The 12,000-nt window shown below is 65.3% G+C and carries 13 protein-coding genes; 7 read left to right on the top strand and 6 right to left on the bottom strand.

Annotated features, from left to right (window positions below):
• Positions 1-10: 10 nt before the first annotated feature.
• Entirely contained in the window at positions 11-700 is a 690-nt protein-coding gene (radC, locus tag RTI28_RS18880) for a RadC family protein (RefSeq protein ID WP_316921938.1), read from the top strand.
• On the opposite strand, the gene RTI28_RS18875 is transcribed toward radC, so the two are convergent.
• Positions 684-2,273, bottom strand: a complete 1,590-nt coding sequence (locus RTI28_RS18875; protein WP_316921869.1) for an ABC transporter substrate-binding protein — start codon at positions 2,271-2,273, stop codon at positions 684-686. The two genes, radC and RTI28_RS18875, sit on opposite strands and share 17 nt — an antisense overlap.
• 362 nt (positions 2,274-2,635) lie before the next feature.
• Here RTI28_RS18875 and rpmB point away from each other — a divergent pair, with 362 nt between their 5' ends.
• Entirely contained in the window at positions 2,636-2,872 is a 237-nt protein-coding gene (gene rpmB / locus RTI28_RS18870) for a 50S ribosomal protein L28 (protein ID WP_037058999.1), read from the top strand.
• Between the two features lie 11 nt (positions 2,873-2,883).
• Positions 2,884-3,039, top strand: coding sequence for a 50S ribosomal protein L33 (rpmG, locus tag RTI28_RS18865; RefSeq protein ID WP_003242516.1), 156 nt, complete (start codon positions 2,884-2,886; stop codon positions 3,037-3,039).
• Between the two features lie 122 nt (positions 3,040-3,161).
• On the opposite strand, the gene RTI28_RS18860 is transcribed toward rpmG, so the two are convergent.
• Positions 3,162-3,365, bottom strand: coding sequence for an I78 family peptidase inhibitor (locus RTI28_RS18860; protein ID WP_316921868.1), 204 nt, complete (start codon positions 3,363-3,365; stop codon positions 3,162-3,164).
• A gap of 81 nt (positions 3,366-3,446) precedes the next feature.
• The gene (locus tag RTI28_RS18855) at positions 3,447-3,806 is read right to left on the bottom strand and encodes a cupin domain-containing protein (protein WP_042121522.1); all 360 of its coding nucleotides are present in this window, start codon (positions 3,804-3,806) and stop codon (positions 3,447-3,449) included.
• A gap of 198 nt (positions 3,807-4,004) precedes the next feature.
• Between RTI28_RS18855 and RTI28_RS18850 the strand changes: the two genes are divergently transcribed.
• Together RTI28_RS18850 and RTI28_RS18845 are read left to right on the top strand one after the other, a co-directional pair.
• Complete coding sequence (locus RTI28_RS18850; protein ID WP_316921867.1) at positions 4,005-5,498, top strand: aldehyde dehydrogenase; 1,494 nt, start codon at positions 4,005-4,007, stop codon at positions 5,496-5,498.
• A gap of 147 nt (positions 5,499-5,645) precedes the next feature.
• Positions 5,646-6,785 carry an MFS transporter gene (locus RTI28_RS18845; RefSeq protein ID WP_316921866.1) on the top strand — a complete coding sequence of 380 codons (1,140 nt, stop codon included), beginning with the start codon at positions 5,646-5,648 and terminating at the stop codon, positions 6,783-6,785.
• Here the strand turns inward: RTI28_RS18845 and RTI28_RS18840 are convergent.
• Together RTI28_RS18840 and RTI28_RS18835 are read right to left on the bottom strand one after the other, a co-directional pair.
• Positions 6,782-8,335: a phospholipase D family protein gene (locus tag RTI28_RS18840; RefSeq protein ID WP_316921865.1), complete on the bottom strand. Its 1,554-nt coding sequence runs from the start codon at positions 8,333-8,335 to the stop codon at positions 6,782-6,784. The two genes, RTI28_RS18845 and RTI28_RS18840, sit on opposite strands and share 4 nt — an antisense overlap.
• Before the next feature lie 57 nt (positions 8,336-8,392).
• Entirely contained in the window at positions 8,393-9,823 is a 1,431-nt protein-coding gene (locus tag RTI28_RS18835; protein WP_316921864.1) for a PLP-dependent aminotransferase family protein, read from the bottom strand.
• Positions 9,824-10,000: 177 nt separating this feature from the next.
• Here RTI28_RS18835 and RTI28_RS18830 point away from each other — a divergent pair, with 177 nt between their 5' ends.
• Positions 10,001-10,231 (top strand): DUF1127 domain-containing protein, encoded by a 231-nt coding sequence (locus tag RTI28_RS18830; RefSeq protein WP_316921863.1) that lies wholly within the window; start codon positions 10,001-10,003, stop codon positions 10,229-10,231.
• Here RTI28_RS18830 and RTI28_RS18825 read toward each other — a convergent pair whose 3' ends face one another.
• Entirely contained in the window at positions 10,232-11,509 is a 1,278-nt protein-coding gene (locus RTI28_RS18825; protein ID WP_316921862.1) for an FAD-binding oxidoreductase, read from the bottom strand.
• 111 nt (positions 11,510-11,620) lie between these two features.
• Between RTI28_RS18825 and RTI28_RS18820 the strand changes: the two genes are divergently transcribed.
• Positions 11,621-11,974, top strand: coding sequence for a YkgJ family cysteine cluster protein (locus RTI28_RS18820; protein ID WP_316921861.1), 354 nt, complete (start codon positions 11,621-11,623; stop codon positions 11,972-11,974).
• Positions 11,975-12,000: the final 26 nt, after the last annotated feature.

The following is a 12,000-nucleotide window of genomic DNA, read 5'->3' as shown; positions in this document are numbered from 1 at the left end:
GGGATTGACCATGAGTATCAGGGATTGGCCCGTGGCGGAACGCCCGCGGGAGAAGCTGTTGGCGCGTGGGGTTGGCAGTCTTGCGGATGCCGAGTTGCTGGCGATCTTTCTGCGCACGGGGGTGGCGGGGCAGAGCGCGGTGGATCTGGCGCGAGGGCTGTTGAGTCGCTTTGGTGGGCTACGGCAGTTGCTGGAGGCCGACATGGCCACCTTCCTCGCCGAACCCGGACTTGGACCGGCGAAGTACACCCAGTTGCAGGCGGTGATGGAAATCGGCCGACGGCATCTGTATGCGAGCATTGCCCATGAGTCGGCCCTCGAATGCCCGGGCACGGTTCGGCGCTATCTGAAAGCCAGGTTGCGACATGAGCAGAACGAAGCCTTTGGCTGCCTGTTCCTCAATACCAAACATCATCCGCTGGGCTTCGAGATTCTCTTTCGCGGCTCCATCGACAGCGCCACCGTGTACCCGCGCCAGGTCATCAAGCGGGCCTTGGCGCACAACGCCGCAGCGTTGATCCTCTGCCACAACCATCCCTCCGGAAACCCCGAGCCGAGTCAGGCCGACATCAGCCTGACGCACCGGCTCGTGGATGCCCTGGAGAACATCGAGGTGCGCGTCCTCGACCACTTCATCGTCGGCGACGGCGAGCCGCTGTCGATGCGCGAGCACGGTTGTTTCTTCAGCGCGTCACCGTGACCGCGGAAAAGTCCTGGCGGCCGAACGGGTTGACCCGGTAGCCCTCCACGTCGCCGCGCAGCAGCACCGCGGCGGTGGGGTGGGCCAGCGGCAGCCACAGCGCCTGTTGCTGGATCTGTGCCTGGGCCTGCTGGTACAGGCGGCTGCGTACGCTCTGGTCGGCGGTGGTCTTGCCGGCGCTGATCAACTGGTCCAGGCGCGGGTCGCAGTAGCGCGCGAAGTTGGTCCCGGAGGTGACCGCGGCGCAGGAAAACTGCGGGCTGAGGAAGTTGTCCGGGTCGCCGTTGTCGCCAGCCCAGCCCATGAACAGCAGGTCATGCTCACCGGCCTTGGCCCGGCGAATCAGCTCGCCCCATTCGATCACGCGGATGTCCGCCTTGATCCCGACCTTGGCCAGGTCCGCCTGCAGCAATTGCGCGCCGAGGCTCGGGTTGGGGTTGAGCAGGCTGCCGGACGGGCGGGTCCAGATCGTGGTGCTGAAACCGTCGGGCAGGCCGGCTTTTTTCAGCAGTTCACGGGCCTTGTCCTGGTCGGTCGGGTAGCCCGGCAGCGACTTGTCGTAGCTCCAGGTATTGGGTGGGAAGGGGCCGTTGGCGGCGACCGCGGTGCCTTCGAACACGGCCTTGAGGTAGCTGTCCTTGTCGAAGGCCAGGTTGATCGCCTGGCGCACTTCCGGCTTGTCCAGCGGGGGGTGCTGGCTGTTGATGGCGAGGAAGGCGGTCATGAAGGCTTCGGTCTTCTCCACCTTCAGGTTGCTGTCCTCGCTGGCCGCGGCGATGTCCAGGGGCTTGGGCGACAGGGCGATCTGGCACTCGTTGCGCCGCAGTTTCTGCAGGCGCACGTTGGCGTCCGGGGTGATGGCGAAGATCAGCGGGTCGACCGCGGGTTTGCCGTTGAAGTAGTCCGGGTTGGCCCGGTAGCGGATCGCCGCGTCCTTCTGGAAGCGGTTGAAGACGAACGGGCCGGTGCCGACCGGCTGGCTGTTGAGTTTTTCCGGGGTGCCGGCCTTGAGCAACTGATCGGCGTACTCGGCCGGGTAGATCGAGGCGAAGCCCATGCTCAGGGTGGCCAGGAAAGTGGCGTCCGGGTGGCTCAGGGTGAAGCGCACGGACAGCGCGTCCGGGGCGTCGATCTGCTTGATCAGCTCGGGCAGTTGCAGCGACTGGGCATGGGGGAAGCCACTCTGGGCGATCTTGTGCCAGGAATGCGCCGGGTAGAGCATGCGCTGGAAGCTGAACAGCACGTCGTCGGCGTTCAGCGTGCGGCTTGGCTTGAAGTACGGGGTGGTGTGGAACTTCACCTCCGGGCGCAGCGTGAAGGTGTAGACCAGGCCGTCGTCGGACACCGTCCAGCTTTGCGCCAGGCTCGGTACGACCTTGCCGGCCGCCGCGTCGAATTCCACCAGGCGGTTCATCAGCACGTCGGCCGAGGCGTTGGTGGTGGTCAGCGAGTTGTACTGGACCACGTCGAAGCCTTCGGGGCTGGCTTCGGTGCACACGCTGAGCGCGGCGGCCTGGGCCAGGGCGGGGCCGAGCAGGGTGGCGAACAACAGGGATAGAACGGCGGGACGCATGAGGACTCCTTGGCTGAACGACGACCCATCTGCCAGTGCAGTCTGGAAAGTCCTACCCTAGTGCGCTGGATTGCAAAGCGCCAATACCTTTTTCAAGGAATTTCACGACGAGCGGTTATTCGCCGCAGAGCCCGTTTAGCACGCCGCGCCTGTCACGAAACGTGTTCGTCCGATCACATTCTGTGTTGTTGTGCTCTGGCGTTTCTGGTATAAAGCAGCGCTCTTTTCTAGGGGCCCGGTGTGCAGCACCCTTGGGTGTAGCCGGTAAGACCTCGAAGAATCAAGGCGCCTGGCGCCAAAGACTGAGAGATTAAGCGGCCAACCCATGCCGGGTTGGGCATGTGGTTTTAGAGGGCTGAGGCATGTCGAGAGTCTGTCAAGTTACTGGTAAGGGTCCAGTAACCGGGAACAACATTTCCCACGCAAACAACAAAACCCGTCGTCGTTTCCTGCCGAACCTGCAGCATCATCGCTTCTGGGTCGAGTCCGAGAAGCGTTTCGTGCGTCTGCGCGTTTCCGCCAAGGGCATGCGTATCATCGACAAGCGCGGCATCGACGCCGTTCTGGTCGACATTCGCCGTAACGGCATCAAGGTCTAAGGGAGAACGTCATGCGTGAACTGATCCGTTTGGTGTCGAGCGCCGGTACTGGCCACTTCTACACCACCGACAAGAACAAGCGCACCACTCCGGACAAGATCGAGATCAAGAAATACGATCCGGTCGTCCGTAAGCACGTGATGTACAAGGAAGCCAAGATCAAGTAATTGATCCGGCTTGCGAAAGAGGCCCGTATCCCTGGATACGGGCTTTTTTTATGCCCGCGGTTTTTCGCGGGCGAACGAAAACGCCCGGCGCTTTCGCACCGGGCGTCCAGACGTGGAGTCGATCAGCCGAAGCGGAAGCCGGTGATCACGCCGTTGCCGCCAGCGACCACATGGATACGCGAGTGGTCGAGATCCATGGTGGATACGTCAGTCGGGCCGACGACGCGGGCGCGCCCGGTCAGTTCGGTGATCCGGGCCTTGAGGGCCGGGGTGTATTCGCAGCCGATCAGCTCGGCCAGGGCTACTTGTACTTCGTCATTGGTCATGAGGTGGTCTTCCCTGTCAGTGGTTGTCCGGATGGACCACGTCATGCTCTCAATGCAGGCGTCCGCCCGTGGGCTACTTATCTATTTCTGTTCGAACATCACGTAGATCTTGCGGCACGGTTCGAGGACTTCCCAGGTGCCCTTGAAGCCCGCCGGGATCACGAAGCGGTCGCCGGCGCGCAGGGTCTTGGCCTGGCCCTGCTCGTCGCGCAGCACCGAGACGCCCTGAACGATTTCGCAGTATTCATGCTCGGTGTAGTTGACCGTCCACTGGCCGACCGCGCCTTCCCAGACGCCGGCGGCGAACTGGCCGCAGGGGCTGGCGTAGTGGTTGTAGACCACCTGGTCGGGTTCGCCCTTGAGGATCTTCTCGGCGGCGGGACGGTAGCGTTCGGCCTCGGTCAGTGCCTGGGCGAAGTCGACGATCTGCTGAATATTCATGGAGCGGCTCACCTGGTTGTTAAATAAAATGAACATCACTAGGCTTTTGACCGCCTAATGTCAAATATATTGATAATCCGGGCTCCAGTAGTTTAGGGTGTCGGATGCTGTAGAGCGATGACAGCTCCGGCGGAAATTTCTGACAGTGTCGATGACCTCTCGCGTGACACTGCACCTCAACAACAGGAGGAGTTTGCTATGACCACCCTGACACGTGCGGATTGGGAACAGCGTGCCCAGCAACTGAAGATCGAAGGCCGCGCCTTCATCAATGGTGAATACACCGCCGCGCTCTCGAACGCGACGTTCGAATGCACCAGCCCGGTCGACGGCCGCCTCCTGGCGCATATCGCCAGCTGCGATGAAGCCGATGCCCAGCGCGCCGTGGAAAATGCCCGCGCCACCTTCGACTCCGGCGTCTGGTCGCGCATGGCGCCGGCCAAGCGCAAGGCCACCCTGATCCGCTTCGCTGGTCTGCTCAAGCAGAACGTCCAGGAACTGGCTCTCCTGGAAACCCTGGACATGGGCAAGCCGATCAGCGACTCGCTGAGCATCGATATTCCGGGCGCGGCCAGCGCGCTGGCCTGGAACGGCGAAGCCATCGACAAGGTCTACGACGAAGTCGCCGCCACCCCGCACGACCAGCTCGGCCTGGTCACCCGCGAGCCGGTGGGCGTGGTCGCGGCCATCGTGCCGTGGAACTTCCCGTTGCTGATGGCCTGCTGGAAACTCGGCCCGGCCCTGGCTACCGGTAACTCGGTGATCCTCAAACCGTCCGAAAAATCTCCGCTGACCGCCATCCGTATCGCACAACTGGCGGTGGAAGCCGGTATCCCGGCCGGCGTGCTCAACGTCCTGCCTGGCTTCGGTCACACCGTCGGCAAGGCCCTGGCCCTGCACATGGACGTCGATACCCTGGTGTTCACCGGTTCGACCAAGATCGCCAAGCAGCTGATGGTCTACGCCGGCGAATCGAACATGAAGCGCGTCTGGCTGGAAGCGGGCGGCAAGAGCCCGAACATCGTCTTCGCCGACGCTCCTGACCTGAAGGCGGCCGCCGAAGCCGCCGCCAGCGCCATCGCCTTCAACCAGGGCGAAGTCTGCACCGCCGGTTCGCGCCTGCTGGTGGAGCGTTCGATCAAGGACCAGTTCCTGCCGCTGGTGCTGGAAGCCCTGAAGGCCTGGAAACCGGGCAACCCGCTGGACCCGGCGACCACCGTCGGTGCCCTGGTCGACACCCAGCAACTGAACACCGTACTGGGCTACATCGAGTCCGCCCACAGCGACGGCGCCAAGCTGCTGGTCGGCGGCAAGCGCATCCTCGAGGAGACCGGCGGCACCTACGTCGAGCCGACCATCTTCGACGGCGTGAATAACGCCATGCGCATCGCCAAGGAAGAGATCTTCGGCCCGGTGCTGTCGGTGATCACCTTCGACAGCGTCGAGGAAGCCATCGCCATCGCCAACGACACCCCGTATGGCCTGGCCGCCGGTGTGTGGACCGCGAACATCAGCAAGGCCCACAAGACCGCCAAGGCACTGCGTGCCGGCAGCGTCTGGGTCAACCAGTACGACGGCGGCGACATGACCGCGCCGTTCGGCGGCTTCAAGCAGTCGGGCAACGGCCGCGACAAGTCGCTGCACGCGCTGGACAAGTACACCGAGCTGAAGGCGACCTGGATCAAGCTGTAATCCAGTAGTGCCATTGGGGCTGCTTTGCAGCCCTTCGCGAGCAAGCTCGCTCCTGCAGGGGATCACGCGATTGCGCCGAACCCTGTAGGAGCGAGCTCGCTCGCGAAGGGCCGCAGAGCGGCCCCAATTCATATGAAGGAGTATCAAATGCGCTGGGGTACCTACTTCGCCGTCCTGGCCGCAGTGCTCAGCGTCGGCCTGGCGCTGGGCGTCAGCATGCCGCTGGTGTCCCTGCGCCTGGAGGGCTGGGGCTACGGCAGCTTCGCCATCGGCGTGATGGCGGCGATGCCGGCGATCGGCGTGCTCTGCGGTGCCAGCCTGGCCAGTCGCCTGGCCGCGCGTTTCGGTACGCCGGGGCTGATGCGCCTGTGCCTGTGGGCCGGCGCGCTGTCCATCGGCGCCCTGGCGCTGCTGCCCAGCTATCCGGTGTGGCTGGTCCTGCGCCTGCTGATCGGCATGGTCCTGACCATCGTATTCATCCTCGGTGAAAGCTGGATCAACCAACTGGTGATCGAGCAGTGGCGGGGCCGCCTGGTGGCCCTGTATGGCAGCAGCTACGCCCTCAGCCAGCTGGCCGGGCCCTTGCTGCTGGGCGTGGTCGGTGCGGAAGACGACCTCGGCTTCTGGATCGGCGTCGGCCTGCTGCTGGTCTCGCCGCTGCTGCTGTTCGGCCGCGGCGGCGCGCCGAGCACCGAGGCGGCCAGCGTGACCTTCCGCGATCTGTTCGGCTTCTGCCGCAACCTGCCGGTGATCGCCTGGGCGATCGCCCTGTTCGCTGCTTTCGAAGCGATGATCCTGACCCTGCTGCCGGTGTATTGCCTGCAACAGGGCTTCACCGCGGAGGTGGCGCTGTTCATGGTCAGCACCGTGGTGGTCGGCGATGCCGTGCTGCAGTTGCCGATCGGCGCGCTGGCCGACCGCATGTCGCGGCGCGCGCTGTTCAGCGGCTGCGCGGTGACCCTGGCGCTGTCCAGCCTGATGATCCCGCTGCTGCTGCAGACCCCGCTGATCTGGCCGTTGTGGGTGCTGTTCGGGGCCAGTGCGGGCGGCTTGTTCACCCTGTCGCTGATCCTTATCGGCGAGCGTTATCGCGATGACGCGCTGGTGCGGGCCAATGCCCATGTGGCGCAGCTCTGGGGTATCGGTTGCCTGGTCGGGCCGCTGGCGGCGGGAGCTGGCAGCCAGTGGCTGAGCGGACATGCGCTGCCGTGGTTCATGGCCATCGGCGCGGCGATCCTGGTGCTGCTGGCGCGGCGACCGCGGGCGTTCGAAGAGGCGGCCGCCTAGAGCATCTTCTCCAGCCCGACCGCCTTGGCGATCCACGCATTGAAGCGTCGCCACAGGCCGCCGGGCTCGGTGTTCAGCACGCGGCGCTGGCCATTGTCCTCGGTGACCCACACCAGCTTGCCGTCCTGCAGTTCCACCTGGTACGCCACCGCCGGCGCCATGCCCTGCACCGCCAGGTCGCGGGTGTACTGGGCCAGTTCCGGGCTGTCCACCAGCACGCCGACCTCGGTGTTCCACAGCACCGAGCGCGGATCGAAATTGAACGAGCCGATGAAGGTCTTCTGCCGATCGAAGACGATCGCCTTGCTGTGCAGGCTGGAGTCCGAGCCGCCGCTCAGGCGATAGCGCGGCTGGCCTGGATCGCCGGGCTGGCGGCGCAGTTCGAAGAGTTTCACCCCATGCTCCAGCAGGGCCCGGCGATAGGGCGCGTAGCCACCGTGCACCACCGGCACGTCGGTGGCTTCCAGGGCATTGGTCAGCAGGCTCACTGAAACCCCGTCGTCGGCGCGGCTGGTCAGGTAGAGCAGGCCTTCCTTGCGTGGCACGAAGTAGGCCGAGATCAGGATCAGTTCCTTGCGCACCCCATTGAGCTCCGGGGCCAGCTGCCGGGTCATCAGCAACTGCGGGTCCGGCTCGTCGTCGGCCAGCACCTTGCTCGGGGCATCCCACAGCGCCTGGGCATGGGCCCAGATCAGTTCGTTGCGCCAGGTGTCCAGGCGCGGCTGGGTCTGCCAGGCCATCAGCCGTTCATACAGTTTGCGGTTCTGGGCACGGGCTTCGGCCAGGGACTTTTCCAGGCGCTGGCGGCTGGCATGCAGGTCGTCGAGGGTGGGCTGGGTGAACAGGAAATCGCCGATCGGCTTGCTCAGGGCGCTGTTCCAGTACTGGTCGAAGCTGTGCCCGAGCTGCTCGGCCACCGGGCCGACGCCGAGCAGGTCGATATCGGTGAAGTTCAGGTTGGGCTCGGCGTCGAAGTAGGCGTCGCCGAGGTTGCGCCCGCCGACGATGGCCATGCTGTTGTCCACCAGCCATAGCTTGTTGTGCATGCGTCGGTGCTGGCGCGACAGGTTGAACAGGCGGCCCATGGTGCGCGTCACGCCGGTGGCGCGGCCCAGTTGCAGTGGGTTGAACACGCGGATCTGGATGTTCGGGTGGGCGGCGAGTACGCCGATCTGGCCGTCCTGGCCATCGCTGGTGGTGTCGTCGAGGAGGATGCGCACGCGCACGCCGCGGTCGGCGGCCACCAGCAGTTCCTGGATCAGGGCGCGGGTGCTCAGGCCGTCGTTGACGATGTAGTACTGCAGGTCGATGCTGCTCTGCGCGTGACGAATCAGCTCGGCGCGGGCGCGGAAGGCCTCGTTGCTGTTGGGCAGCAGGCGGAAGCCGGAGCGTCCGTCGTAGGCCTGAGCCTGGCGCAGCACCGAACGACCGAACGCCGACTGGCTGGCCGGCAGCGCCTGGCTGACGTCGCGCGGCACGTCGACACTGGCGCAGCCGCCCAGGGTCAACAGCAGGATGAGCAACAGGGGCAGACGCCGGTGGCTGGTCAAATGAGCATTCCGTGATCGCGGGCAGATGAACTGTAGACCGCGTTGAACAGCGGAACGTTACCCGTCGTTCGCTTCCTCTGCCAGGAGACGAATGGCATTTTCCCCCACCTTGCGCACCGCCGCCTCGATGGTCGGGGTGGGCACCGCCGCATAGTTCATGCGCAGGCAGTTACGGTACTTGCCGGAGGCGGAGAAGATGCTGCCCATGGCGATCTGCACGCCCTGTTCTAGCAGCACGCGATTGAGCTTCAGGGTGTCGAAATGCTCCGGCAGTTCGACCCACAGCAGGAAGCTGCCCTGGGGCCGACTGACCCGGGTGCCGGCGGGAAAATAGCGGGTGACCCAGTCGATCATCTGGTCGCGACTGCGCTGGTACTGGCTGCGCATGCGACGCAGGTGCGGCTGGTAATGGCCGCTCTCGATGAAGTCGGCGATAGCGAGCTGGGGCTGCGTCGCGGTGCTGCCGGTGCCGATGTACTTCATGTGTAGCACCCGCTCCAGGTAGCGCCCCGGCGCCACCCAGCCGATCCGCAGGCCCGGGGCCAGGGTCTTGGAGAAGGAACTGCAGAGCAGTACGCGGCCGTCGTCGTCGAACGATTTGATGGTGCGTGGCCGTGGGTAGGTGTAGGCGAGGTCGCCATACACATCGTCTTCGAGAATCGCCACGTCGAAGCGCTGCGCCAGGTTGAGCAGGGCACGCTTGCGGGCCTCGGGCATGACGTAGCCGAGCGGGTTGTTGCAGGTCGGGGTCACCTGGATCAGCTTGATCGGCCATTGCTCCAGGGCCAGTTCCAGGGCTTCGAGGCTGATGCCGGTGAGCGGGTCGGTGGGGATCTCCATGGCTTTCATGCCCAGGCCCTTGAGGGTCTGCATGGCGCCGTGAAAGCTCGGCGAGTCCACCGCGACGATATCGCCCGGCTGGCACACCGCGCGGATACTGGCCGACAGCGCTTCGTGGCAGCCGGTGGTGATCACCAGGTCGTTGGCGCTCAGGGTGCAGCCGGAGTCGAGCATGAGCCGCGCGACCTGCTCGCGCAGGGCCGAGGTACCGCTGATGGTGTCGTAGTACAGGCCCGGCATGTCCTGGCGCCGGCTGAGCTGGGCGAGGCTGCGCAACAGCGGCTTGAGGGTCGGGCCGGTGACGTCGGGCATGCCCCGGCCGAGCTGCACCACGTCCTTGTTCGGCGAGCTGCGCACCAGCTCCACGACATGTTCCCACTGGGAGATATCCACAGGTCGCTGCGCGGGCCGTCCGATCGCCGGCAGGGCGGGCAGGGTGCGGTGCTGCGGCACGAAGTAGCCGGACTTCGGTCGCGGCGCCACCAGGCCGTTGTCCTCCAGCAGGCGATAGGCCTGCTGCACGGTGCTCAGGCTGACCCCGTGCTCCAGGCTCAGGGCGCGCACCGAGGGCAGACGGTCGCCGGGACGGTAGAGCCCCTGCTCGATACGGGCGCCCAGCAGTTCGGCAAGGTTGACGTAGAGGGTCATGCTCATACTCCAGGCAGCTCCGTAGGACTGAACCAGTACAGATATCGGAAAAATACATCATTCAGAGGAGAAATGAAGAAATCTGTATGAAGAAAATTCTGATCTGTTGAATCTGTAACGAAATTTCCTACGCGCGCATGCTTTCTCCACGGTTTACCAACCCTGGAGGACGATGTGATGAACGGCCTGAGCGATGTGCGCGTGAAACTGTATGGCAGCGAACTGGAGCGGGCTCAGCGCGAAGCCAGGCTGCGCGCGCCACGGTTCATCGGCACTCTGCGCCTGTGGCTGCATCGCTGGGAAACCCGGCGGGCACTGCTGGAACTGACGCCCGCGCAACTGAAGGATATCGGCCTGAGCCGGGGGGATGCGGTCGAGGAAGGGCTCAAGCCGTTCTGGCGCAGCTGATCAGACAAGCTCCTTGAGCCGATGCCAGAGCATGCCCAGCGCCAACAGCGGCGAGCGCAGGTGCTGGCCGCCCGGGAAGGTGATGTGCGGCACCCTAGCGAACAGATCGAAGCGGCCGCTCTGCTGGCCGCTGATCGCTTCGCCGAGCAGGCGTCCGGCCAGGTGCGTGGCGTTCAGGCCGTGGCCGGCGTAGGCCTGCGCGTAGTAGACGTTGGCGTGTTCGCGCAGGCGGCCGATCTGCGGCAGGCGGTTGGCGCCGATGCCGATCATGCCGCCCCACTGGAAGTCGATGCGGGCATCGGCCAGTTGCGGGAAGACCTTGAGCATCTTCGGGCGCATGTAGGCGCCGATGTCCCGCGGGTCGCGTCCCGAGTAGTGGCAGGCGCCGCCGAACAGCAGGCGGCGGTCGGCGGACAGGCGGAAGTAATCCACGGTCACCCGCTGGTCGCAGACCGCCATGTTCTGCGGCAGCAACTGCCGCGCGCGTTCTTCGTCCAGCGGCTCGGTGGCGATGATGTAGCTGCCGGCGGGAAGGATCTTGCCGCCCAGTTCGCGGTTCAGGTCGTTGAGGTAGGCGTTGCAGCACAGTACCAGGGTGTTGGCGCGGACATTGCCCTGGGCGGTCTGCACGTTCACTTGCGCGCCGTAGTCGATGCGGGTCACCGCCGACTGCTCGAACAGCCGAACGCCCAGGCGTGCCGCCGCTGCCGCCTCGCCCAGCGCCAGATTCAACGGGTGCAGGTGACCTGAGCCCATGTCGACCAGGCCGCCGGCATAGCGCTCCGAGCCGATCACCGTGTGCATCTGCCCTGGTGGCACCAGGCGCAGTTCGTGGCGATAGCCGAGGCCACGCAGGGCGTCGGCTTCCTCGGCGAAGTCGGCGAACTCGCGGGGTTTGTTGGCCAGGTCGCAGTAGCCCCAGGTCAGGTCGCAGGGGATGGCGTGCCGCTCGATGCGCTGGCGGACGATCTCCACCGCCTCCAGGCCCATCAGTTTCATCTGTTTCACCCCGTCGGCACCGATCACCGGCTCGAACTGTTCGAGGCCGTGGCCGACGCCGCGGATCAGTTGCCCGCCGTTGCGCCCGCTGGCCCCCCAACCGATCTTGCGCGCTTCCAGCAGGATCACGCTGAAGCCGCGCTCGGCCAGCTCGATGGCGGTGTTCAGCCCGGAATAGCCGCCACCGACCACGCAGACGTCGCAGCGCTGTTCGCCGTTCAGCCGCGGGTAATCCGGCTGTGGGACGCTGCTGGCGGCGTAGTAGGAAGCGGTGTGCATGGGCGTGGTCCTGAATGGCTGGCTTGACGTCGGCGCAGCATAGGCCGCGCTTTCACGGGCAGGCAACCGTCAGGCAGAATGGCGGCCTGTCTTTCCTTGCGGTCCCGCGCCATGGCTTGCAACAGCCACAAGATCCGTTTCCTGCGTGAGCAGATTCCCTCGTTCGAATGTGTGCCTGGTTGTCACGACTGCTGTGGGCCGGTGACCACTTCGTCCGAGGAAATGGCCCGCCTGCCGCGCAAGAGCAGCGCCGAGCAGGAGGCGGCGCTGGCCGAGCTGAACTGTGTGCACCTTGGCCCGCAGGGCTGCACGGTGTACGAGGAGCGGCCGCTGATCTGCCGCCTGTTTGGCACCACGCCGCGCCTGCCGTGCCCGCGCGGGCGGGGGCCGGAAGAGATGATCGATGCGGGGGCGGAGCGCCTGGTGCACGAGTTCATTGCCACCACTCGGCAGGTGCTGGTGTAGGAGCGGGCGTTGCCCGCGAAAGGGCC

The organism is Pseudomonas sp. zfem002, from assembly GCF_032621685.1.
Lineage (GTDB): Bacteria > Pseudomonadota > Gammaproteobacteria > Pseudomonadales > Pseudomonadaceae > Aquipseudomonas > Aquipseudomonas japonica.
Note: the sequence above shows the minus strand (reverse complement) of the source record. Positions and strands in the feature narration are given on the sequence as shown.

Coding starts and splice junctions, on each gene's coding strand:
- radC (WP_316921938.1), top strand. CDS start 11: ATGAGTATCAGGGATTGGCCCGTGGCGGAACGCCCGCGGGAGAAGCTG.
- RTI28_RS18875 (WP_316921869.1), bottom strand. CDS start 2,273: ATGCGTCCCGCCGTTCTATCCCTGTTGTTCGCCACCCTGCTCGGCCCC.
- rpmB (WP_037058999.1), top strand. CDS start 2,636: ATGTCGAGAGTCTGTCAAGTTACTGGTAAGGGTCCAGTAACCGGGAAC.
- rpmG (WP_003242516.1), top strand. CDS start 2,884: ATGCGTGAACTGATCCGTTTGGTGTCGAGCGCCGGTACTGGCCACTTC.
- RTI28_RS18860 (WP_316921868.1), bottom strand. CDS start 3,365: ATGACCAATGACGAAGTACAAGTAGCCCTGGCCGAGCTGATCGGCTGC.
- RTI28_RS18855 (WP_042121522.1), bottom strand. CDS start 3,806: ATGAATATTCAGCAGATCGTCGACTTCGCCCAGGCACTGACCGAGGCC.
- RTI28_RS18850 (WP_316921867.1), top strand. CDS start 4,005: ATGACCACCCTGACACGTGCGGATTGGGAACAGCGTGCCCAGCAACTG.
- RTI28_RS18845 (WP_316921866.1), top strand. CDS start 5,646: ATGCGCTGGGGTACCTACTTCGCCGTCCTGGCCGCAGTGCTCAGCGTC.
- RTI28_RS18835 (WP_316921864.1), bottom strand. CDS start 9,823: ATGACCCTCTACGTCAACCTTGCCGAACTGCTGGGCGCCCGTATCGAG.
- RTI28_RS18830 (WP_316921863.1), top strand. CDS start 10,001: ATGAACGGCCTGAGCGATGTGCGCGTGAAACTGTATGGCAGCGAACTG.
- RTI28_RS18825 (WP_316921862.1), bottom strand. CDS start 11,509: ATGCACACCGCTTCCTACTACGCCGCCAGCAGCGTCCCACAGCCGGAT.
- RTI28_RS18820 (WP_316921861.1), top strand. CDS start 11,621: ATGGCTTGCAACAGCCACAAGATCCGTTTCCTGCGTGAGCAGATTCCC.